Annotated in this window: 19 protein-coding genes; 6 read left to right on the top strand and 13 right to left on the bottom strand. The window is 65.8% G+C overall.

The window, feature by feature from the left end; genetic code table 11:
- Window positions 1-2: 2 nt before the first annotated feature.
- Window positions 3-320 (bottom strand): ATP-dependent Clp protease adapter ClpS, encoded by a 318-nt coding sequence (gene clpS / locus KO490_RS13450; protein WP_252727175.1) that lies wholly within the window; start codon window positions 318-320, stop codon window positions 3-5.
- 315 nt (window positions 321-635) lie between these two features.
- Here clpS and KO490_RS13445 point away from each other — a divergent pair, with 315 nt between their 5' ends.
- Window positions 636-2,207, top strand: a complete 1,572-nt coding sequence (locus KO490_RS13445) for a serine hydrolase (RefSeq protein WP_252727174.1) — start codon at window positions 636-638, stop codon at window positions 2,205-2,207.
- An 85-nt stretch (window positions 2,208-2,292) separates the two neighbouring features.
- On the opposite strand, the gene ychF is transcribed toward KO490_RS13445, so the two are convergent.
- A complete protein-coding gene (gene ychF / locus KO490_RS13440; RefSeq protein WP_216019917.1) occupies window positions 2,293-3,390 on the bottom strand; it encodes a redox-regulated ATPase YchF in 1,098 nt (365 codons plus the stop codon).
- Window positions 3,391-3,535: 145 nt separating this feature from the next.
- On the opposite strand from ychF, the gene trpA reads away from it, so the two are divergent.
- Genes trpA through KO490_RS13420 form a run of 4 tightly spaced genes read left to right on the top strand, consistent with a single transcriptional unit; the run spans window position 3,536 to window position 5,944 of the window.
- Window positions 3,536-4,333, top strand: coding sequence for a tryptophan synthase subunit alpha (trpA, locus tag KO490_RS13435; RefSeq protein ID WP_216019916.1), 798 nt, complete (start codon window positions 3,536-3,538; stop codon window positions 4,331-4,333).
- Window positions 4,323-4,832 carry a GNAT family N-acetyltransferase gene (locus KO490_RS13430; protein ID WP_216019915.1) on the top strand — a complete coding sequence of 170 codons (510 nt, stop codon included), beginning with the start codon at window positions 4,323-4,325 and terminating at the stop codon, window positions 4,830-4,832. Before trpA ends, KO490_RS13430 begins: the two co-directional genes overlap by 11 nt.
- 60 nt (window positions 4,833-4,892) lie before the next feature.
- Window positions 4,893-5,636 (top strand): molecular chaperone DjiA, encoded by a 744-nt coding sequence (locus KO490_RS13425; RefSeq protein ID WP_216019914.1) that lies wholly within the window; start codon window positions 4,893-4,895, stop codon window positions 5,634-5,636.
- On the top strand, window positions 5,636-5,944 hold the full coding sequence (locus tag KO490_RS13420) for a hypothetical protein (protein WP_216019913.1): 309 nt from the start codon (window positions 5,636-5,638) through the stop codon (window positions 5,942-5,944). The genes KO490_RS13425 and KO490_RS13420 overlap by 1 nt, the downstream gene beginning before the upstream one ends.
- On the opposite strand, the gene KO490_RS13415 is transcribed toward KO490_RS13420, so the two are convergent.
- The 9 genes from KO490_RS13415 to KO490_RS13375 form a co-directional block, all read right to left on the bottom strand.
- Entirely contained in the window at window positions 5,945-7,807 is a 1,863-nt protein-coding gene (locus tag KO490_RS13415; protein ID WP_216019912.1) for a 3'-5' exonuclease, read from the bottom strand.
- The gene (locus KO490_RS13410; RefSeq protein ID WP_216019911.1) at window positions 7,801-8,169 is read right to left on the bottom strand and encodes a response regulator transcription factor; all 369 of its coding nucleotides are present in this window, start codon (window positions 8,167-8,169) and stop codon (window positions 7,801-7,803) included. Before KO490_RS13410 ends, KO490_RS13415 begins: the two co-directional genes overlap by 7 nt.
- The gene (locus KO490_RS13405; protein WP_216019910.1) at window positions 8,162-8,662 is read right to left on the bottom strand and encodes a hypothetical protein; all 501 of its coding nucleotides are present in this window, start codon (window positions 8,660-8,662) and stop codon (window positions 8,162-8,164) included. Before KO490_RS13405 ends, KO490_RS13410 begins: the two co-directional genes overlap by 8 nt.
- On the bottom strand, window positions 8,659-10,467 hold the full coding sequence (locus tag KO490_RS13400; RefSeq protein WP_216019909.1) for a DUF294 nucleotidyltransferase-like domain-containing protein: 1,809 nt from the start codon (window positions 10,465-10,467) through the stop codon (window positions 8,659-8,661). The genes KO490_RS13405 and KO490_RS13400 overlap by 4 nt, the downstream gene beginning before the upstream one ends.
- A 54-nt stretch (window positions 10,468-10,521) precedes the next feature.
- Window positions 10,522-12,333: a sodium:solute symporter family protein gene (locus KO490_RS13395; RefSeq protein WP_216019908.1), complete on the bottom strand. Its 1,812-nt coding sequence runs from the start codon at window positions 12,331-12,333 to the stop codon at window positions 10,522-10,524.
- A 13-nt stretch (window positions 12,334-12,346) separates the two neighbouring features.
- Entirely contained in the window at window positions 12,347-12,604 is a 258-nt protein-coding gene (locus tag KO490_RS13390; protein WP_216019907.1) for a DUF4212 domain-containing protein, read from the bottom strand.
- Window positions 12,605-12,733: 129 nt separating this feature from the next.
- Entirely contained in the window at window positions 12,734-14,689 is a 1,956-nt protein-coding gene (gene acs, locus KO490_RS13385; protein WP_216019906.1) for an acetate--CoA ligase, read from the bottom strand.
- Window positions 14,690-14,900: 211 nt separating this feature from the next.
- Entirely contained in the window at window positions 14,901-17,192 is a 2,292-nt protein-coding gene (locus KO490_RS13380) for a glycoside hydrolase family 55 protein (protein WP_216019905.1), read from the bottom strand.
- 141 nt (window positions 17,193-17,333) lie between these two features.
- A complete protein-coding gene (locus KO490_RS13375) occupies window positions 17,334-18,917 on the bottom strand; it encodes a lysine--tRNA ligase (protein WP_216019904.1) in 1,584 nt (527 codons plus the stop codon).
- Between the two features lie 84 nt (window positions 18,918-19,001).
- On the opposite strand from KO490_RS13375, the gene KO490_RS13370 reads away from it, so the two are divergent.
- Window positions 19,002-19,430, top strand: a complete 429-nt coding sequence (locus tag KO490_RS13370; RefSeq protein ID WP_216019903.1) for a tellurite resistance TerB family protein — start codon at window positions 19,002-19,004, stop codon at window positions 19,428-19,430.
- Here the strand turns inward: KO490_RS13370 and dacB are convergent.
- Window positions 19,421-20,815, bottom strand: coding sequence for a D-alanyl-D-alanine carboxypeptidase/D-alanyl-D-alanine-endopeptidase (dacB, locus tag KO490_RS13365; RefSeq protein WP_252727173.1), 1,395 nt, complete (start codon window positions 20,813-20,815; stop codon window positions 19,421-19,423). The two genes, KO490_RS13370 and dacB, sit on opposite strands and share 10 nt — an antisense overlap.
- Window positions 20,812-21,402, bottom strand: coding sequence for a nicotinate-nucleotide adenylyltransferase (locus tag KO490_RS13360; protein WP_216019902.1), 591 nt, complete (start codon window positions 21,400-21,402; stop codon window positions 20,812-20,814). Before KO490_RS13360 ends, dacB begins: the two co-directional genes overlap by 4 nt.
- Window positions 21,403-21,438: the final 36 nt, after the last annotated feature.

Here is a 21,438-nt window from a genome sequence, read left to right as displayed (position 1 = left end):
GATTACTCTTTTTCCATGGTGCATTGCAGGGGATGCTGCTGGCGCCGGGCCAGTTCCATCACCTGGGCGACCTTCGTTTCGGCCACCTCGTGCGAGAAGACGCCGACCACCGCGACGCCCCTGCGATGGACGGTCAGCATGATCTCGATCGCCTGGGCGTGGCTCATGTGGAAAAGCCGTTCGAGAACATGGACCACGAATTCCATCGGCGTGAAATCGTCGTTCAGAAGCAGCACCTTGTACATCGGCGGTCGCTGCGGCCGCGTCCGGGGCTTGACCGCGAGGTCGGACTGATCATCGGGCTGGTCGGGATCGCTCATCCAATGCGTCATCGGTGCCTGATCGTTCCTGGAATGCTGCTGAATCGGATTGCGGCAATTGCCGTCAGACACCCGAATATAGGTAAGTTTGCGCCAGATGAAAGCCCCCCGCGGCTGCGGGCCTGAAGCGGCGTGTCGGGCGATGATGCAAAATTGGGAAAATCCGCTGTTTCATGGATAATTCGGTCGTGATATTATGAATACATTAAGGACGGGCATGCGATCAACGACATGTCCGCACGAGGCAGAAAGACAGCGACAGTGACCCGATTCAAATCCTTGTACCGGCTATGCTGGTTTGCACTGGTTGCCGCCATGCTGATCGGCGCCCAGGCGCGGACCGTTCAGGCCGCCCCCTTCGCCGCCTATGTGATGGACGCGCGCACAGGCCAGCCCATCTACCGTCAGAACTCGGACACGCGGCTTCACCCCGCATCCCTGACCAAGATGATGACCCTCTACTTGGCGTTCAGCGCCATCGAAAGCGGTCAGGTGCGGCTTGATTCGCGCTTTACCGTGTCGTCGAACGCGGCCGCCGAACCGCCCTCGAAGCTGGGCCTGCGCGCGGGCCAGCAGATCGAGCTGCGCTATCTTCTGCGTGCGGCGGCGATCAAGTCGGCGAACGACGCGGCCACCACGATCGGCGAAGGCATCGCGGGATCCGAACAGGCATTCGCGGCGCAGATGACCCAGATGGCGCGGGCACTGGGGATGAACAACACCCAGTTCCGCAACGCGCATGGCCTGACGACCGAGGGGCATTTCTCGACCGCCCATGACATGAGCATCCTGGGCCGCCACCTGTTCTACGACTTCCCGCAATACTACAACCTCTTCTCGCGCCGTTCGGCGGATGCGGGCGTGACGCAGGTTTCCTCGACCAACCGCCGCTTCCTTGACGATTACGCGGGCGCGGATGGCATCAAGACGGGCTATACCCGCGCGGCGGGCTTCAACCTGACCGCATCGGCACAGCGCGGGAACAAGCGGCTGATCGCCACGGTCTTCGGCGGCACCTCGACGGCGCAGCGCAACCAGACCATGGCCGAACTGCTGGACAACAGCTTTGCCCGTGTCCCGGACCGCGTTCGCGAAACGCGCCCGGCCAAGCCGCGCATGCTGGTCCAGGCCACGACGCGGCGCGCGCAGGTCGAACCCAAGCCCGAAGCCACGCGCCCCGAACCGCAGCGCATCGTGCTGGATTCCTCGCCCGCTCCGGTCGCGCGGCCCGCCGCATCGGCAAGCCTGGTCGCCGCCGCGGCAAAGCCCACGGTCAGCCTTGACGAGGCGCTTGCGCGTGCAACCGAAGGCGCGACCATCGCGGCATCCAGCACCCTGTCGCTGGCAGCCAGCGCACGGCCCGTTTCGCGACCCGGCAGCCGCAGCGACGCGGTCGAGACGGCGATCGCGCAGGCCGTTGCATCCGATAACGGGTCGGCCAGCCTCGCTTCGCCCGTGATCGAGGCCTCGGCCCGGCCCGAACCCTCGCCCGACACGACCGCGCCCGCAGCATCCGTCACGCCGGGCAGCCTGACGCTCGAGCGGTCCTCGGCCCCGCGTCGCCGGTCGGAAACGGTTATCCTGGCCGCTATGGGCGAAGGCGACCTGAGCGACCCCGCAGCACTGGAGATCGTCACCCGCCGCGCCGACAGCGGACGTGGCTTCGGCATCTCGCTCGGGCTTTATCGCACGCGCGCCGAGGCTCGCGATCTGCTGATGCAGCTGGCGCTCCAGGACGGCAAGCTGTTCGGCGGAGCCGAGCGTCACGTGGCCGACACCGCCCGCGGATGGGAGCCCCGCTTCACGCGCCTGTCGAAGTCGGATGCCGAACTGGCCTGCGGCCGCCTGGCGACGCGCTCCCAGGATTGCACCGTCATCGCCAACTGATCTCGGCAGCATCCCGAACAAGAAAGGGCCGCAGCGCAAGCTGCGGCCCCTTTTCGTTCCGGACCCTGTCGGGACCGTGGAATGATCAGGTGTTGAACAGGAAATGCAGGACGTCGCCGTCCTTCACCTCGTAGGTCTTGCCCTCGACGCGCAGCTTGCCGGCCTCGCGTGCGCCGCTTTCGCCATTGCCCGCAACGTAATCGTCATATGCGACGGTTTCTGCGCGTATGAAGCCCTTCTCGAAGTCGCCATGGATCACGCCTGCCGCCTGCGGGGCCAGCGTTCCCTTGCGGATCGTCCAGGCGCGGGCCTCTTTCGGACCGACCGTGAAATAGGTCTGCAGCCCAAGCAGGTCGTAGCCCGCCCGGATCAGTCGATCCAGACCGGCCTCGGTCAGGCCCATCTCGGTCAGGAACATCTCGGATTCCTCGTTGTCGAGCTGGCTGATCTCCTCCTCGATCTTGGCCGAGATCACGACATGGCCCGCGCCCTGTGCGGCGGCCATCTCGGCCACCTTGTCGGACATGGCATTGCCCTTGGCGGCTTCGCCCTCGTCCACGTTGCAGACATAGAGAACCGGCTTCGCGGTCAGCAGCTGCAGCATGTCCCAGGACTTGCGCTCATCCTCGGACACCTCGACGGTGCGGGCGGGGCGGCCATCCTCCAGCGCGACAAGGGCGCGCTTCAGCAGATCCTGCTGTTCGGCGGCCTCCTTGTCGCCGCCCTTCAGCTTGCGCTGCAGGTTGGCCAGCCGACGCTCGATCGATTCCATGTCGGCGATCATCAGCTCGGTCTCGATCACCTCGGCATCGGCCAGCGCATCGACGCGGCCCTCGACATGGGTGACATCGTCATCGGCAAAGCAGCGAAGCACATGCGCGATGGCATCGACCTCGCGGATATTGGCCAGGAACTGGTTGCCCAGGCCCTCGCCCTTGCTGGCACCCTTCACGAGGCCCGCGATATCGACGAAGGTGATCCGCGTCGGGATGATCTGCTTGCTGCCGGCGATGCCCGCCAGCGTGTCGAGGCGCCGATCCGGCACCGCGACCTCGCCCACGTTCGGCTCGATCGTGCAGAAGGGAAAATTCGCCGCCTGCGCCGCGGCGGTTCTGGTCAGCGCGTTGAAAAGGGTGGACTTGCCGACATTCGGCAGCCCGACGATCCCCATGCGAAAGCCCATTGCGGCCCCCTTCGTGTTTGGCGGAACTGGTTTGGCGCCGCTGTTACGCGCACAGCGTCCGCAAGTCCAGCCTGCGCGCCGCCTTCGCATTGCGCGCGGGGCGCAACGGGGCTAGTGCTGTGACCAACAGAATGCGGGGGCAGTGATGACCAGAATCGAACGGACTTTCGAGGCGCTGAAGGCCGATGGCAAGAAGGCCTTCGTGGCCTACATGATGGCTTCGGACCCCGATGATGCCACCGCGCTGGAGATCATGCGCGGCATGCCCGAGGCCGGCGTCGACATCATCGAGCTGGGCATGCCCTTCACCGACCCGATGGCCGACGGCGCGACGATCCAGGCCGCGGGCCAGCGCGCGCTGGCCAATGGCGGCTCGGTCGATCGAACCTTGCAGATGGTCCGCGATTTCCGGGCGACCGACGACACGACGCCGATCGTGCTGATGGGGTATTACAACCCGATCTATGCGCGCAAGGGCAGCGTCGAGCGCTTCGTGGCCGAGGCCGGGGATGCGGGCATCGACGGGCTGATCATCGTGGACCTTCCCCCCGAGGAGGATGACGAGCTGTGCCTGCCCGCGACGCAGGCCGGGCTGAACTTCATCCGCCTTGCGACCCCCACGACCGACGACCGTCGCCTGCCGGCAGTCGTCAAGAACACCTCGGGCTTCGTCTATTACGTCAGCGTCACGGGCATCACCGGCGGCCCCGCGGCCAATGCGGCCGAGGTCGCCCCCGAGGTCGCGCGCATCCGCGCATCCGCCGGACTGCCCGTCGTGGTGGGCTTTGGCATCTCGACGCCCGATGCGGCGAAGAACATCGCCTCGGTCGCGGATGGCTGCGTGGTGGGCAGCGCCATCGTCAAGAAGATCGGCGAAGGCCGCCCCGTCCCCGAGGTGCTGGAATTCATCCGGTCGCTGGCAGAAGGCGCGCATGCCGGCTGAGGAGATCCGCCTGCGCCCGGCCCAGCCCGAGGATGCCGCATCGGTCGCGGCGATCTGGAACCCGATCATCCGCGATACCGCCATCACCTTCTGGCCCACGGAACGGTCAGAGCCGGAAATTGCGGGCATCATTCGCGACCGGCTGGCATCGGGACGCGCCTTTCTTCTGGCGGTATCGGACGATCGGGTGCTGGGCTTTGCGACCTATGACCAGTTCCGCGGCGGTCTGGGCTATGCCCGCAGCATGGAGCACAGCATCAACCTTGCGCCCGCGGCGCGTGGCCGGGGCATCGGACGGCTGTTGCTGCGGGCGGTCGAGGAACATGCCACGGGCCGCGGTCATCGCCTGATGATCGGCGCCATCACCGCCACGAACCAAGGCTCGATCGCGTTCCACCGGGCCATGGGCTATGCCGAATGGGGCAGGATCCCGGCTGCGGGGTGGAAGTTCGAAACTTATCACGACCTTGTTCTGATGGGGCGCGACCTGCGGTCGTGATCGCCAATGCGTGACAATGCGCCCCTATCGCAGCGCATGCTTTGACGCTAGAATTGGGGGATGGATTGCTGCAACACGCCAGATATCTGCCACGGCCCCTGCCCTGAACTGCCGAAGCCCCGCAGCTTCTGGCAGCGCATCGGCGATCGCATGGCGGTATTCCTGCAATCGCGCCGTCCGGCCACCCCGCCCGAACGCTCCGTGGCATTCACCATCGCGGTGATCGCGCTTGGCGCGAAGCTGGCCAAGGTGGACGGCACGGTCGAGCGGTCCGAGGTCGCGGCCTTCCGCCGTGTCTTCATCATCCCGCGCGCCGAGGAGAAGAACGCCGCCCGCGTCTTCGACCTCGCCCGTCGCGATGTCGCGGGCTATGACGCATGGGCGCGGCGGATCGCCGCGATGTTCAAGCCGGGCGATCCGGTCCTGTTCGACGTTCTTGAAGGGCTGTTCGTGATCGCCGTGGCCGATGGCGACCTGCACGAGGCCGAGATCGCCTTTCTCGACGAAGTGGGCGCGATCTTCGGCATCACGCCCATCCAGATCGCGACGATCCGGCACAGGCATGATCCGGGTGCCGCCTGCCCGCCCTGCCAGATGCTGGGCATCAAGCCCGACACCCCCCTGCCCGAAGCCCGCAAACGCTGGCGCGAATTGCTGCGCGAGAGCCATCCCGACCGCGCGATCGGGCGCGGCCTGCCCCCCGAAGCCATCCGCCTGGCCGAGGCCCGCACCCGCCGCCTGAACGAGGCATGGGAGCAGTTCCGCAACATGCATCGCGATTCGCCGGCCCAAGGCGCGGCGTGATGCTGCGGGCGCCCGGGCTTGCGGTCGTCATGGCGCTTGCAACGGTCGTTCCGGCGAATGCTGAACCGGACGGGATCATGGGCTTCATGCTGGACAGGTTGACCGATGGCGCGGACCTGGACGCCCTGTCCGAAGGTCTGCGGCAGCTGGGGCCCATCGTGTCGGGCCTGGCGCAGCAGATCGACGATCCGCGCAACTTCGACGCGCCCGAAACCCTGCCCAATGGCGACATCATCCTGCGGCGCAAACCGGATGTCCCGAAGGCGCTGCCCCCCGTGGACCCGGATCAACCGCAGTTCAGCCTCTGATCAGGGGCGGTTCGCATCGGCGACAAGACGGCGCAAGCCGCGCGCCTCGGTCAGCAACTCATCCAGCCGGGTGATGCCCTTGCCCTGCAGGGCGCGCGTCAGTTGCAGGAAGGCCCGCGCGGTCGCGATGCTGTCGCCCATGGCGGTATGGCGATCCTGGGGCGGGATGACGATGCCCAGCCTATCGCTCAGCGCGTCCAGCGAATGATCGGCGGAAGCGCCCCAGATCATCGCCGACATCGCGACCGTATCGAGGACCACGTTGTCGAAACGCGTCCCGGTCAGCGGCTGCGCCCGGCGCAGGAAACCCATGTCGAACGGCGCGTTATGGGCAACCAGCACCGCATCGTCGCAGAAATGCCGGAACGCGGCCAGGGCGGCCGCCAGATCGGGGGCGCCCGCCACCATCGCATCCGTGATGCCGTGGATCCGGGTCGAGCCCGGGGGGATCGGTCGCCCCGGATCGACCAGCGTCTCGAACCGCTCGCCTGTCAGGCGGCCCCGCGCGATCCGCAGGCCCGCGATCTGCACGATGGAATCCTCGGTCCCGAGGCCGGTCGTCTCGGTGTCGAAGACCACGCAGGTCAGGTCGCCCAACCTGTCCGAGGCGGCCCCCCGTCGCGCCAGCGCAAAATCATAGGTCACGCCGTGATCGCTGCCGATATCGGGGGCGATGGCCAGCGGCATCACCAGCCTTGCCACGTTGCAGTCACCTTCCGGCCAGATGCCCGTCGCATGGCGGGCAAGGATCTCGGCGCCGGTCAGGTCGGGCTGGCCGGGATCGGGACATTCGGCCAGCCATGCCTCGAGCCGGTCCATGGGAACGGGATCGCCTTGCCATTCAAGCGTGATCTGCGCCTCGTCCGCGGTGAGGGCCGTCAGCTGCGCCTGCGCTTCGGGCAGACGCCCCCACAGCGACAGCAGCAGCGCGTTCATCGCATCGGCATCGGCCCGAAGCCGCAGGCCGGGCAGATCGGGCGCCGGAATGCCCGCAAGCAGTTCCGACGGGCGCGCGGTGTTCAGCGTCACGTCGTCGGGCGCCGCCAGGGCGCGCAAGGCCTTGGCCAGGCCCTGCCCCTCGGCCCGGATCGCACCTGCCAGGGCGGGCGGGATCGGCCCGTCCAGCGCATCCAGCATCGGAACAAGGGTCGAGGCATGGCGGCGCAGCAGCTCCATCTGATCGCGCGTGGCGGGCCTGCGGGCCGCATCGCGCAGGATCAGCAGACGGCCGTGATCCATCTGCCGTATCCGCCCCGACAGGCGCAGCCCGCCATGCGTCAGGCAGGACATGTCGGTCGCGCTGCCGCCCGCCTTCAGCCGCCCCTCGGCAGCGGTCAGCCCCGCATGCTGCAGATGCCGGTCCAGCGGCTGATCCAGCCCCAGCCCCGGCATCAGTCTTGCGGCCGACGCATTGTAGAAGACGACCCGCCCCCGCCCGTCGACCATCACCGCCCCCGCGCCGAAATCGGCAAGGATCTCCTCCAGCGCGGCTTTTTCGCGCTGGATCTCGGCGGCGTGGTCGTCCAGCGCATCCGACAGCGCACGTTCGGTCGTGGCACGGGCGCGGGCGGCATCGGTCGCGGCCTGGCCCAGGTCCGTCAGCCAGGACGAGGGCGCGCCGGTCGGGACGCGCCCCGTGCGCAATGCGCCCGCGATGGACTGGATCGGGCGGGCGACATGTCCGTCCAGCAGATACCAGGCCCCGATCAGCCCGCCCGCAAACCCGAAGCCCAGCACCGCCGCCGCCTGCGCGATCCCGTCCGGACCCGGCATCCGCGCCACGATGAACAGCGCTGCCGCGATCAGCCCTGCCGATATGACCAGCAGGCCCGCGAAGACCGCCAGCAGCCGCCGCCTCAGCATCGTTCCAGAAGGCGTGCGATCTCGGCCCGCAATTCGGACAGCTCGAAGGGTTTGGCGATGAACCCGTCCGCCCCGAGCGCGAGGCCCTTGCGCCGTTCGACCACCGAACCGCGCGCGGTCATCAGCAGCACGCGCGTTCCGGCCAGGCCGGGGTCGGCGCGAAGGTCCTGCACGATCTGATAGCCCGAGATGTCGGGCAGCATCACGTCCAGCAGCACGAGGTCGGGCCGGTCGCGGCGGATGCGTTCCACCGCGCCTTCACCGCAGGCCATGCGGTCATGGTTGTGCCCGTCGCGCGACAACAGGAAATCGAGTGCGGCGGCGATGTTGTCCTCGTCCTCGATGACCAGGATGTCAGCCATTTGCACCCCCGCAGACGGCGGCAAAGGCGACGTCGTCGCCCGGTGCATCGACCCAGTCGCCCCGTGCCGGTCGGATGCGATTGCCCGTGCAGTCGAACTGCTGCGGCACAACCAGCGTCTGCCCTCGCCGTTCGACCAGGATGATCTCGGCCTGGCGGTTGCCCTGATCGGTGGGCCGGACCGTGGCGGGGTCCAGCGCGGCAAAGCGCACCTCGACCGGGGCCAGATAGGTCCAGGGCGCCCATGGCTGGCTGTCGCGTCCGACCAGCAGGACCTGTGCGCCCTGGGGCAGCCTGTCCTGCGCGCGCCCGAACCATGCGTAATCGTTCCAGACCGAATAGCCGATCATCGCAAAGCCGATCATCGCGGGCAGAAGCCATGGCGCGGGCGACAGCCCCAGCTTGCGTGCCAGATGCATCGCGGCATAGCCCACGGCCGCCGCACCGATGCCCACCGCGATCACGCCCAGAAGTTCGACACCCACGCCCGTCATTGCAATATTCCCTTTCCATGGCCTATGGCCGATTGCATCCCCCGCACGACGACGAATGCGTCACGCAGATGGCTGCGTTCGAAATCCGGCAGATCCGCCGGTGACAGATAGTTGTCGGGCTTGCGCCCCGCCGCGACCAGCTGCGCCTGATTGTCCAGCCGCGCGGTCTGGATCATGTCGTATGCCGCGATCAGATCGCGCGCACCCGCCCCCGACACGACCTGCCGATCCTCGGCATCCTCGAGCCTTGCGCGGGTGTTCACCGCCCGGATGCGCCCCTGCAGGGCATAGACGCGGGCAAGATCGGTGACCGGCACGACCCCGTTATGCTTCATGTCGATATGGTGGCGATGTTCGCCCGAACGGATCGTCGCAAAGCCCCCGATCAGCCCCAGTGGCGGGCGATGCTTGAGCGAATTGGCGATCATGTGCGCTACGAAGATCGAATTCTTCGACGCCGCCAGAAGCGTGTCGCGCTGCAGCCCCTCCAGCAGGGTGGCATCCCCGCCGATGGCCCGCAGGTCGAACATGACCGAGGCCAGCATCTGCGCCTCGGGGCTGGGATGGGCGATCCAGTCGCGGAAATAGCCCTGCCAGACCGGCAGGGGCTGACGCCAGCGCGAGTTCGTGGCCATCATGTCGCCCGGACAATGGACATAGCCGCAGGCATGCAGCCCGTCCGACACGAAGCCTGCGAAATCGGTGAACCACGGGTCCTGCGGATCGGCATCTTCGGCCAGGATCAGGCAATTGTCCTGATCGCTGACGCCGGTCTGTTCCTGCCGCCCCTGGCTGCCGCAGGCCGCCCAGCACCATGCGGCAGGTGCAGGCCCGAACCGTTCGACCCCCAGATCCAGCAGGCGACGGGTCACCGCGTCGGCCACGTCGGTGATCATGCGGGTGATGATCTCGTGCCGCTGGTTCGCCTTGACCAGTTGGACCAGCAGCTCGGGGATGCGGGCAGTGATGCGGGTCATCTCGGACGGGCTGTCGGACTGGGCGATGTCGCGGATCAGGCCCGGTGCGGAAATCGCCTCCACGCGCATCAGGTCGGTCTGGCTGATCATGCCGACGAAGCGGCCATCCTCGACCACGGGCAGATGGCCGACGCGGCGTTCCAGCATCGCGTTCAGCACGTCATAGCCAAGCGCGTCGGGCGACAGCGTGATCGGATCGGGCGTCATGACCCCACTGACCGGGCTGCGCATGTCCAGACCCTGCGCCACGACGCGGTTCGACATGTCGCGGATGGTGACCAGCCCGATCAGCGCGCCGTCCTGCGTGACCCCCAGGCTGCTGATCGCGGCATCGCGCATCTGCCGCGCGGCCTCGATCACCGGGGTATCGGGCGCGCAGGACAGGGGCGCGCGGGTCAGCAGGTCCTGCACCTTCAGCGCTGCAAGGTCCGATCCGCGCGCCGGGCCGCGCCCCCGGTCGAAGAAGCGCGCGACGCTGCGGTGATCGCGGATCAGGCGCTGCAGATCCTCGCGCGGCAGCATCAGGATGCGGCACTCCTCCTTGGCCATGGCGGTGGTGACGGCGACCCCGTCGCGCAGCAGGCCGCGTTCCCCGAAGCTGTTGCGCGGTCCCAACTGCGATACGCTGTCGCCGTTGCGGTCGGTGACCACGACCCTGCCCGACCGGATCAGATAGATCCCCGGCAGGCGTTCCCCGAAGGCATAGACGGTCTGCCCCGCCGCGAAATCCCTTTGGCGGAAGGAGCGGGCGACACGCGCCCGCTCGTCCTGCCCAAGGCTGTCATAGGGATGCACGGTCGCGATGAATGCTGCGATCTCGTCCGTCATGCGCGCCCCCTGTTGAAGATGCCCGCCCCCGGCTACCGGGGACGGGCGGATGTGTCAGTGGCTGACCGCATCGCCTGCGCCACGAGGGACGCGGATGCTCTCGACCAGTTCCTGGACTTCCAGCGGGGGCTCCTCGGTCGCGTTCGACACGACGAAGGCCACGCCGAAGTTGATGAGCGCGCCGACCACCCCGAACGAGGCGGGCGAGATGCCCAGAACCCATTCCGCCGGAACGTCGTTCAGCGAATTGGTGCCCGAGATGAAGAACCACCCCTTGTAGAGGAAGATGTAGAGCAGCGTGGACAGGATCCCCGCCAGCATCCCCGCGATCGCGCCCTGCTTGTTGATGCGCTTCGAGAAGATGCCCATCATCAGCACCGGGAAGATCGAGCTTGCCGCAAGACCGAAGGCGAGCGCCACCGTCTGCGCCGCAAATCCGGGCGGGTTGAGGCCCAGGATCGTCGCCACCAGGATGGATGCCGCCATCGAGATGCGCGCGGCCAGAAGCTCGCCCTTCTCGCTGATGTTGGGGTTCAGCGCGCCCTTGACCAGGTCGTGGCTGACCGCCCCCGAGATCGCCAGCAGAAGACCCGCCGCCGTGGACAGCGCCGCCGCAAGGCCGCCTGCGGCCACGATGGCGATCACCCAGCCCGGAAGGTTCGCGATTTCAGGGTTCGCCAGCACCATGATGTCGTTGTTCACGGTGGTCAGCTCGTTGCCCTGCAGACCCTGCTGGGCGACGACATCGGCCAGTTCACCATCGGTCGCGCCGGCCTCGTTGTAGTACTGGATGAGGCCGTCGCCGTTCTTGTCCTCCCAGTTCAGAAGGCCGGTCACCTGCCAGTTGCGCATCCACTGCTTGTCGGGATCGTTCTCGATCGCGTCCAGCGACACGGCCGGTTCGCTGAAGGTCTGACCTGTCGCTGCCCCCGGCCACATGGTGGTGTTCAGGTTGAAGCGCGACATCGACCCCACCGCCGGTGCGACGGTATAGAGCAGCGCGATGAAGACCAGCGCCCAGCCTGCCGACTTGCGCGCATCCGACACCTTCGGCACGGTGAAGAAGCGGATGATGACATGCGGAAGGCCCGCGGTGCCGATCATCAGCGCCAGCGTGAACATGACCATGTTCAGCGTCGTCCCGTGATGCCCGGTATAGGAGTTGAAGCCCAGATCGGTCACCACCTGGTCCAGCGTGGCCAGGAACTTGGCGTCATTGGCGTTCAGCGAACCGAAGAGGCCCGTCTGCGGCAGCACATGCCCCGTCAGCTGCAGCGCGATGAAGACCGCCGGGATCGTGTAGGCGATGATCAGCACGACATATTGCGCGACCTGCGTATAGGTGATGCCCTTCATCCCGCCGAGAACGGAATACATGAACACCATCGCGGCCCCGATCCACAGCCCGGTCGAGTTCGACACCTCGAGATAGCGCGAGAAGGTGACGCCGACGCCGGTCATCTGGCCGATCACATAGGTGATCGAGATGATCAGCAGACAGATCACGCCGATGATCCGCGCGGTCTTGGAATAGAACCGGTCCCCGATGAATTCCGGGACGGTGAACTTGCCGAACTTGCGCAGATAGGGTGCAAGCAGCATCGCCAGCAGCACGTAGCCGCCCGTCCAACCCATCAGATAGGTCGAGTTGTCGTAGCCGGTGAAGGCGATCAGCCCGGCCATCGAGATGAAGGACGCGGCCGACATCCAGTCGGCAGCGGTCGCCATGCCGTTCATGACGGGGCTGACACCCCGGTTCGCGGCATAGAATTCTGCGGTCGAACCGGCACGCGCCCAGATGGCGATGCCGATATACAGCGCGAAGCTGAGACCGATGAAGATCAGGTTGAGGGTGAACTGGCTCATTTCTGGGTCCCCCTCACTCGTCCACGCCGTGGTCGCGGTCTAACCGGTTCATCCGCGCGGCATAGAAGAAGATCAGCGCGATGAAGACCAGGATCGACCCCTGCTGGGCGAACCAGAACCCCAGATCCGTGCCGCCGATCTTGATGGCCGACAGAAGCGGGCGCAGGATGATGGCAAAGCCGTAGGATACCAGCGCCCATATCGCGATGCAGATCCAGATGATCCGGATATTGGCCTGCCAATAGGCATTCGATGATTGCTTGTCAGTCATGTCCTGAGGTCCCTCCCTGTTCAGGCATGTCGGTCCCGCCCTTTTCGTTTCCGTCGCTCCCTGGCCGGCGGGTCAGCCGAAAGCGGTTGGCGCGCGCGACGCTCCTCCCTCGTCGCGCGCGTATGTCGTTCAGCCGCGGTTCATGCGGTTCTCGATCAGGTCGTCCACGACCTCCGGCTCGGCCAAGGTCGAGATGTCGCCGAGGCTGTCGTGATCGTTTTCCGCGATCTTGCGCAGGATGCGGCGCATGATCTTGCCCGAACGCGTCTTGGGCATGCCGGGCGCCCATTGGATCAGGTCGGGCTTGGCGATCGGGCCGATCTCGTTGCGGACCCATTTCTCCAGCTCGGAACGCAGCTCGTCCGAAGGCTCGACCCCGTTCATCAGCGTGACATAGGCATAGATGCCCTGCCCCTTGACCGGATGCGGATATCCCACGACGGCCGCCTCGGCGACCTTTTCATGGGCCACCAGCGCGCTCTCGACCTCGGCCGTGCCCATGCGGTGGCCGCTGACATTGATGACATCGTCCACGCGGCCCGTGATCCAGTAATACCCGTCCTGATCGCGGCGGCAGCCGTCGCCGGTGAAGTAATAGCCGGGATACTGCTGAAAATAGGTCTCCATGAAGCGCTGGTGATCGCCCCAGACGGTCCGCATCTGGCCGGGCCAGCTGTCGGCGATGCACAGCACGCCCTCGATGCCGTTGCCTTCCAGCACCTCGGCGCTGGAGGGATCGAGGATCTCGGGGCGGATGCCGAAGAAGGGCACGGTCGCCGAGCCGGGCTTCGTCTCGGTCGCACCGGGCAATGGCGTGATCAGGTGGCCGCCCGTCTCGGTCTGCCACCAGGTATCGACGATGGGGCAGCGGCCCTTGCCGATATTGTCATTGTACCAGTTCCACGCCTCGGGGTTGATGGGCTCACCCACGGTGCCAAGGATGCGCAGGCTGGACAGGTCGTGCCCCTCGATGAACTCGGTCCCCTTGCCCATCAGCGCGCGGATGGCGGTGGGCGCGGTGTAGAACTGCGTGACCTTGTGCTTGTCGCAGACCTCCCAGAAGCGGCCCGCATCGGGGAAGGTCGGCACGCCTTCGAACATCAGCGTCGTCGCACCGTTGGCCAGCGGCCCATAGACGATGTAGCTGTGGCCCGTGACCCAGCCCACATCCGCCGTGCACCAGAAGACGTCGCCGTCATGGTAGTCGAAGGTGTATTGATGCGTCATCGCGGCATAGACGAGATAGCCGCCCGTCGAATGCACCACGCCCTTGGGCTTGCCGGTCGACCCCGAGGTATAGAGGATGAACAACGGATCCTCGGCCCCCATCGGGCGGGGCGGGCAATCCGGGCCGACATGCTTCATCTGTTCCTTGACGTCGACATCGCGCCCGTCGATCCAGGTGGTCTGGTCGCCCGTATGCTTGACGACAAGGCAACGCACCTTGTCCGAGCAGTGCAGCAGCGCCGCGTCGGTGTTGGATTTGAGGTTCGTGCGACGGCCGCCGCGCGGTGCGGTATCGGCGGTGATGACGATCTTGGCCGCCGAATCGTTGATCCGGTTGGCCAGCGCATCCGGCGAGAAACCCGCGAAGACGATGGAATGGATCGCGCCGATCCGCGCGCAGGCCAGCATCGCATAGGCGGCCTCGGGGATCATGGGCATGTAGATCACGACGCGGTCGCCCCGCATCACGCCCTGGCTCAGCAGGACGTTGGCAAAGCGGTTCACGCTGTCGGACAGTTGGGCATAGGTGATGTGCTGGGCCGGATCCTTGGGATCGTCGGGTTCCCAGATGATCGCCGTCTGGTTCGCGCGCGTGGGCAGGTGGCGATCGACGCAGTTCACGCAGGCGTTCAGGATGCCATCCTCGTACCACTTGATATCGACCTGACCGAAGGTGAAATCCGAGTTCTTGACGGTCTTGTACGGGGTCATCCAGTCGAGGCGCTTGCCCTCGCGCCCCCAGAAGGCGTCCGGGTCCGATACCGATTCTTCGTAAAGCCGCGCATAATCCTGCGGGCCGGCATGGGCGTTCTCGACCCCCTGAGGTATCGGATGTTTCTGGATATTTTCGACCGTCATGTGTTCCCCTCCTCGTGGCGGATCGGGTCTGCGGCTGCAGCGACGCAGGTTCCGGACCGCCTGTCGGGAACAGTTAAGCATGATGAAGGCGTCAGGTTAAGTCATTTTTTTCGCTGGATTTTCCTGTAAACGAATTGACCAGATCGCGATCAGTTCCGTAAATTGTTGACAGACGAAGGGGCCGCGACCGATGCCGCAGCCCCCAGTGCCCCTATTGCGGGCGATCCATCCGCGCATAGATGCAGACGCTGCCGCGCGTGGGCTGGGACCATTGCAATCGCAGCTGACGCTTGCTGCCGCCCTGTTCGGTCTCGACATAGGGGGCGGGATCGATCCGCTGGTTCGAACCGTTGAACATCGCGGTCTCGTTCACCACCGACAGCACCGATTTCGCCCAACCCTGGAAGGGCAGCCCCTCGATCACGGGCAGCGTCCAGGTGCTGGCGGCATTGGCCTGCGTGTACTGAACCATCAGCGGGTTCGCGACATAGGTACTGACCCCGTTGAAGGTATTCGCCTCGAACTGCAGGTTTCGCATTCGGTTGTAGTTCAGATCCGCGATCGAGGTATCCACCCGGTCGATCCGGTCCACATCGCCGTAAAGCGCCTTGAACACGTTCCCCACGACCATCAGCCCCTGGACGAAATGCCCCGTGCCGAATGGTTTGACGGTGATCCAGGTGAACCAGGACGCGGTATCGGAACACAGGAAGGTGTTGCCGATGATCGTCAGCCCGCCAAAGCTGTACTGATTTCCGGTGAAATCGGGCAAGGCGCTGTGCTCGTTCGTCCATTCGATCGAGGCGTTGTCGATGTAGTTGTCCGACACCGTCGTCTGGATGTTCGTCTGCGTCAGTACCAGGCCCGCATAGCGCAGCCCCTGCCCCGATCCGTCCCCCTGGAACCAGTGGTTGTTCGTGATCATGTGCCCACCGCCATTGGCCACCATGAAATGGGCGAAGCGGACGAAGCGGTTGCCGCGGATCTTCACGTCGTTCGCGTTGACGTTGATGCCGACGGTCGTGCGGTCCTGCGCCGGCAGGTCCAAGTCCGACGACAGGAATTCGCAGCCATCGACCTGCATGCCCTGACAGGCCCGCCCGACCGACGTGATCGCGCGATCCTTGGGCTTGGTGAAGTAGCAGTCGCGGAACTGCATCAGTTCGCCCCGCGCGGGCAGCATCACGGCGCTGGCCTCTCCGTCGCAGGCGAAATCGAGATTGCTGAAGTTCAGCTTGCTGATTTCCGTCCCCGTGAAATCGAAGAGATAGCGATACCTCTCGAAGCTGTAGCTGCGCGTGGCCGCCCCGCCATGCAGGGGTTGCGACAGGGTCAGGGTCTTCTGCGCGACGTTCCGGCCCGCGACATAGACCTCGCGGCCCACGCCATTGCCGATGACGCGGCTGCCGATCTCGATCGCGCCGACATTGCCCACATTGGTCAGCAGGTTCGGGTTCGCGGGATCATAGGTCGCCACGCTGGTCCAGCGCCCCGTGTTCCAGGCAGCCCCCGGCTTGGCCAGCACCGACCCGTTCTGGATCACGCGCCGGTTCGCGAAGCCGCCCAGACCCGGCGCGATCTCGGCCACCACGATCGGCTCCTCCAGATCGACACGGCGACCGCAAAGGTCCAGCACCACGTGATCGGTATATCCCAGAAGCGCCTGAATCGCCTTCTTCAGGCCAAGCGTCTCGTCCCCGAATGCCTTGGCATAGGTCGGGTAATCGAAGCTCTGCATGAAGGCCACGCGGGTGCTTGTGGGCGTGGTGATGCGGCCCCGGAAGCGGATCGGGCTGTCGATGGACAGGTCGCCCGAAATTAGGAACTCGCCCTCGGGGACAAGGACATGACCGCCATTGGCCGCACGGTCGGCTGCGATGAAGGCCGCGCGGTCATTCGTCGTGCCATCGCCCCGTGCGCCGAAATCGCGCACATCCACCCAATCCAGAAGCGATGGCACAAAGGCCGCCGTCACATCCTCGATCTGCACGGATTCGATGCGGAAGGCCCCGCCATTCGATCCGATCAGATCGACGCCGAAATGCCCGTATGTCGGCGCGGTGCCCCAGCTCATGTCCACGCCCGATCGCGCGCCCACGCCCACGATGGCGCTGACCTCGATGATGTCGCCATAGGCGGTCATGGGCACTGCGGGCCCGGCCTCGACCAGTCCGGTGACGTGGTTTCGCGATCCGTTCCCCGCCCAGGCCCCGATCCGGGCCGAGGCCAGCGCCCCGGCCACCGCCTTGACCCGCGCCGAAACGCGAAGGTAGACACCGGGGATCATCGGGGTTTCGCCCATGAAGCGGATGCTGGTCGTGCCCTGCTGCTTCACGATTTCCAGGCAGGCACCGAAATCCTGATCCGCCGGGATCAGCGCGGCATTCGCGGCATTGGCCCAGGTCGCGCTGCCCGAGGTGCCATTGGTCTGCGACCAGGCGTTCAGACCCGCGCGGAAGGCTGGCGGCATCAGCAGAAGCCCGTTCGTAATGGCGATGTTCATAAGGCTGTCCCCCAGTGATCGGCATGTCAGCCGGGCGACTGCACCCGGCACGATGCGAAGGGGAATAGTTGAGAAAGTCTTAACGCCGCCTGAACCCGGCGGGCGTTGCATCGCGCCCCGTCGCAACGGGGCGCGGTATCGTCAGGCGTCGGCGACCAGTTCGCCCGCCAATGCGCGTTCGATCAGATCGCGCGTCTCGTCGATGCCATAGAGCGCGATGAACCCGCCGAAACGCGGCCCTTGATCGGCACCCAGAAGAACCTGGTACAGCGCGCCGAACCAATCGCGCAGCGGTTCGAACCCATGTTCCTTGCCGACGGCGAAGACCATCGACTGCAGCACCTCGGGATCGGCGGGCTGATCCCATGCGGCCAGGCGACCGGCCAGATCCTCCATCGCGCGGCGCTCGATCTCGGTCGGTTCGCGGAAGGTCCGCGTGGGGGCGACAAAATCGTTGAAGTAGCGGACCGCGAAGCCCGTCGCTTGATCCAGACCCGGATGCGTCTCGGGGCTGGCCTCGGGGGCATAGCGGCGCATGAAGCCCCAGAGGCCCTCCTTGCCCGCGGCGCCCGCGACCGATGCCAGGTTCAGCAGCATCTGGAACGGCACGACCATGTCGGATGCGGGAACCTTGCCGCCGTGGATGTGGAAGACCGGGTTCGCCGCCTGCTGTTCGGGCGTCTGATCGGGGAAGGCGCGCAGCTGCTGGTGGTATTCGTCCACCGCCTTCGGGATCACGTCGAAATGCATCCGCTTGGCCGTCTTCGGCTTCTGGTACATGAAGTACGACAGGCTCTCGGTCGAGGCATAGGTCAGCCATTCGTCGATCGACAACCCGTTGCCCTTCGACTTGCTGATCTTCTGGCCGTGCTGATCGAGGAACAGCTCGTAGGTGAAATGCTCGGGCTTCTTCCCGCCCAGGATCTCGCAGATGCGGTCGTAGATCGGCGTGTTGGTGCTGTGATCCTTGCCGTACATCTCGAAATCGACATCCAGCGCGGCCCAACGTGCGCCGAAATCGGGCTTCCACTGCAGCTTCACCTGGCCGCCGGTGACGGGAAGGGTGATCTCCTCGCCATCCTCGTCGAAGGTGATCGTGCCGGCCTTGGCATCGACATGCTTGATGGGCACGTACAGCACGCGGCCCGTCTTGGGGCTGATCGGCAGGAAGCAGCTGTAGCTCTGCTGGCGTTCCTCGCGCAGGCTTTTCAGCATGACTTCCATGATCTGGTCGTATTTCTCGGCGGCACGCAGCAGCGTCGCGTCGAAATGACCGGCCTTGTAGTATTCGGTCGCGCTGATGAATTCGTATTCGAACCCGAAGGTGTCGAGGAAGCGGCGCAGCATCGCGTTGTTGTGGTGGCCGAAGCTCTCGTATTCGCCGAACGGGTCGGGAACCGAGGTCAGCGGCTTTTGCAGATGCTCGTGCAGCATCTCGTTCTGGGGCACGTTGTCGGGCACCTTGCGCATCCCGTCCATGTCGTCCGAGAAACAGATCAGGCGCGTGGGAATGTCGCTGATGATCTCGAAGGCGCGGCGGATCATCGTGGTGCGGGCAACCTCGCCGAAGGTGCCGATATGGGGCAGGCCCGAGGGACCGTAGCCGGTCTCGAACAGGACGTATCCCTTTTCGGGCGGGGCCTTCTCATAGCGTTTGAGGACCCGGCGCGCCTCTTCGAACGGCCAGGCCTTCGACTGCATCGCGGCATCGCGCAGGGTGGTCATCTCATCTCTCCTATGAATGCTCGGTCCGCTTATTGAAAGCGCAGGGCATCGTCAATAATCTGATGGGGAACCAAGGAGAAACCCATGACATCCGAGCTGCCGTCCCTGTCGCCCTGCGACGCCCTTGTCGCCGTGATGGTGGCCGTTTCGGCCTCTGACAGCAACATCCGAACATCCGAACTGGTTGCGATCCAGCGCATGGTCGATCACGCACCCGTCTTTGCCGATTACGACGATCAGCGCATCCGTGCGGTCAGCCAGACGGTCATGACCCTGTTCGAGGAAGAGGACGGGCTGGATGCCCTGTTCGGACTGCTGCGCGACGCCCTGCCCCCCTATCTGAACGAGACGGCATATGCGCTGGCCTGCGATGTAGGTGCGGCCGACGGTCGGCTCTATGACGGAGAGATCCGCATGCTGGCCGAAATCCGCGAGGAGCTGGAGATCAGCCGCCTGCACGCAGCCGCGATCGAGCTGTCGGCGCGGGTGCGCCACATGACGCTTCAGGACTGAAGGCGCGCGTCGAAGGCGGCGATCACATCGCGTTGCAGCGATTTCGCCGCCCTCGTCCAGGTCGAAACGCCCGCGGGCAGTTCCGCGCCGATGGATGCATCCCGCCGCGCGGGGTCGGCGCAGAAGATCGCGAAGACCCCCTCCTGGCCCTGCGGGGTCGTGACATATCCGGAAAGGTTCGACACGAAGTTCAACGTTCCTGTCTTGGCGCGGACGACGTGACGGGCATGGGGGTCCGTGCCCAGATCCTCGGCCAGGGGATTGCGTTTGAGGATCGCGGGAAGCCCCAGGTCGCGGCCCGGCCCCGCAAGGATGCGCGCCATCGCGAAGGCACCGATGCGGCTATCGGATGCAAGGCCCGAATGATCCGACAGGCGCATTCCATGTCCCAGATCGCCCAGCCATTCCTGCATCGCGCCGCTGGATGCGGGCAGATCGCCCCGACCGCTTGCATGCAGTCCCAGCACCTCGGCCGTCAGGTTCGTGGAATAGGTCAGCATGTCCTGCAGCAGCTGGATCAGCGGTTGGCTGTCATGGCCCGCCAGTTCGCGCCCCTGCGGTGCGCGATCCGCAAGCTCTGGCGTGGGCAGCACCAGGCCGCGCGCGCGGCACAGCGTCTGGAACACGTCCCCGGCATAAAGCTCGGGCAGACGGACCGGCAACCATCGGCTGCCCGCACGGCGGATCGCAGCGCGAGAGACCGTCCAATATTCGCGATCCTCGTCGCTGCGATATCCGAACAGCTGCGCTTGATCGGCGGGGGCCGCCGTGATCGTGTAGGCGCGTGGCGATTCCCGTGCGGCGCGTGCCTGCACCTGCATGTCGGCCCCGGCAGCGCTCCAGCCCAGATGCACGCGGTTGAAATTCAGGATCATCCCCGAAATCGACGGGTTGTAGGCCAGGTAAGGCGCCTGTTCCGGCGTGATCTGCCCAAGGCGCGGCAGGGCGCCGCCCCAGACGGCAAAACGCTTGGGCGCTGCCGTTCCAGCGGCGACCAGATCATCGGCCAATGACGCTAGATCGTCGGTGCTGAGGACGGGATCACCGCCCCCCGCCAGAACCAGCGTATCGCCCTGCAGCACGACCTTTGTACGGAACCGGTGCTGCGGGCCCATCCGGTCCAGCGCATAGGCTGCGGTGATGGCCTTCATCGTGCTGGCGGGGGCCATGCGCAGCGCCGCCTTGCCAAGCGACAGCGGCGTTCCGCCGATGGCGATCAGGGCATGACCGACCTCGCCCGCAAGGCCCGAGGCCGAAACGACATCGGAAGGCGCCAGCGCAGGCTTGACGGGCGGACGGATGGTCAGCGGATCGGCACGCAGCACCGAGGGCGCGGCAATCGCCGCAAGGGAAGAACCCAGGAAATGTCGGCGCGTCAGCATCATCCGCCCGCCCTGATCATGGTCGAGGACAGGGGCGACATCGGCAGGTTCAGGAACACCCAGGCCGGCGCCTTCATGCCCGGCAGCAGGGCCGCGCGCGTTTCGGGGATGCGGTGGCCGCGCAGCATCTGGGCGGCAGGGGCGTTGCGTGCCGCCAGCCGGGTTCCCGGACGTGCCAGCACCGCAAGGGGCATAGTCGCCGCGATCCTGCGCCAGCGGTCCCATTTGTGAAATTGCAGAAGGTTGTCCGACCCCATCAGCCAACAGAAATCGACATGCGGATATTCGGTCCGCAGCGCGGCAAGGCTGTCGGCGGTCATGCGGGTGCCCAGGTCCTTCTCGATCCCGGTCACGACGATGCGCGGATCCCGGGCGATCGCTTCGGCACGCGCGGTCCGGTCGGACATGGGGGCAGGTCCACGCGTCTTGAGCGGATTGCCCGGAGAAACCAGCCACCAGACCCGGTCCAGCCGCAATCGCGACAACGCCGCCTGCGAGATTTGCAGATGCCCGTCATGGGCCGGATCGAACGAACCGCCGAGGATTCCGATCCGCTGTCCGGGTGTCGCTATGGGGAAACCGTGCCTCATGCCGGTGCAATAGCCGACGCGGCCCGTATTGCCAAC

It is taken from the genome of Paracoccus sp. C2R09, from assembly GCF_018860625.1.
Lineage (GTDB): Bacteria > Pseudomonadota > Alphaproteobacteria > Rhodobacterales > Rhodobacteraceae > Paracoccus.
This window is presented reverse-complemented; position numbering and strand designations above follow the sequence as displayed.

What these genes read in the sequence shown, in the direction of transcription:
- clpS (WP_252727175.1), bottom strand. Translation starts at nt 320, where the DNA reads ATGAGCGATCCCGACCAGCCCGATGATCAGTCCGACCTCGCGGTCAAG.
- KO490_RS13445 (WP_252727174.1), top strand. Translation starts at nt 636, where the DNA reads ATGCTGATCGGCGCCCAGGCGCGGACCGTTCAGGCCGCCCCCTTCGCC.
- ychF (WP_216019917.1), bottom strand. Translation starts at nt 3,390, where the DNA reads ATGGGCTTTCGCATGGGGATCGTCGGGCTGCCGAATGTCGGCAAGTCC.
- trpA (WP_216019916.1), top strand. Translation starts at nt 3,536, where the DNA reads ATGACCAGAATCGAACGGACTTTCGAGGCGCTGAAGGCCGATGGCAAG.
- KO490_RS13430 (WP_216019915.1), top strand. Translation starts at nt 4,323, where the DNA reads ATGCCGGCTGAGGAGATCCGCCTGCGCCCGGCCCAGCCCGAGGATGCC.
- KO490_RS13425 (WP_216019914.1), top strand. Translation starts at nt 4,893, where the DNA reads ATGGATTGCTGCAACACGCCAGATATCTGCCACGGCCCCTGCCCTGAA.
- KO490_RS13420 (WP_216019913.1), top strand. Translation starts at nt 5,636, where the DNA reads ATGCTGCGGGCGCCCGGGCTTGCGGTCGTCATGGCGCTTGCAACGGTC.
- KO490_RS13415 (WP_216019912.1), bottom strand. Translation starts at nt 7,807, where the DNA reads ATGCTGAGGCGGCGGCTGCTGGCGGTCTTCGCGGGCCTGCTGGTCATA.
- KO490_RS13410 (WP_216019911.1), bottom strand. Translation starts at nt 8,169, where the DNA reads ATGGCTGACATCCTGGTCATCGAGGACGAGGACAACATCGCCGCCGCA.
- KO490_RS13405 (WP_216019910.1), bottom strand. Translation starts at nt 8,662, where the DNA reads ATGACGGGCGTGGGTGTCGAACTTCTGGGCGTGATCGCGGTGGGCATC.
- KO490_RS13400 (WP_216019909.1), bottom strand. Translation starts at nt 10,467, where the DNA reads ATGACGGACGAGATCGCAGCATTCATCGCGACCGTGCATCCCTATGAC.
- KO490_RS13395 (WP_216019908.1), bottom strand. Translation starts at nt 12,333, where the DNA reads ATGAGCCAGTTCACCCTCAACCTGATCTTCATCGGTCTCAGCTTCGCG.
- KO490_RS13390 (WP_216019907.1), bottom strand. Translation starts at nt 12,604, where the DNA reads ATGACTGACAAGCAATCATCGAATGCCTATTGGCAGGCCAATATCCGG.
- acs (WP_216019906.1), bottom strand. Translation starts at nt 14,689, where the DNA reads ATGACGGTCGAAAATATCCAGAAACATCCGATACCTCAGGGGGTCGAG.
- KO490_RS13380 (WP_216019905.1), bottom strand. Translation starts at nt 17,192, where the DNA reads ATGAACATCGCCATTACGAACGGGCTTCTGCTGATGCCGCCAGCCTTC.
- KO490_RS13375 (WP_216019904.1), bottom strand. Translation starts at nt 18,917, where the DNA reads ATGACCACCCTGCGCGATGCCGCGATGCAGTCGAAGGCCTGGCCGTTC.
- KO490_RS13370 (WP_216019903.1), top strand. Translation starts at nt 19,002, where the DNA reads ATGACATCCGAGCTGCCGTCCCTGTCGCCCTGCGACGCCCTTGTCGCC.
- dacB (WP_252727173.1), bottom strand. Translation starts at nt 20,815, where the DNA reads ATGATGCTGACGCGCCGACATTTCCTGGGTTCTTCCCTTGCGGCGATT.
- KO490_RS13360 (WP_216019902.1), bottom strand. Translation starts at nt 21,402, where the DNA reads ATGAGGCACGGTTTCCCCATAGCGACACCCGGACAGCGGATCGGAATC.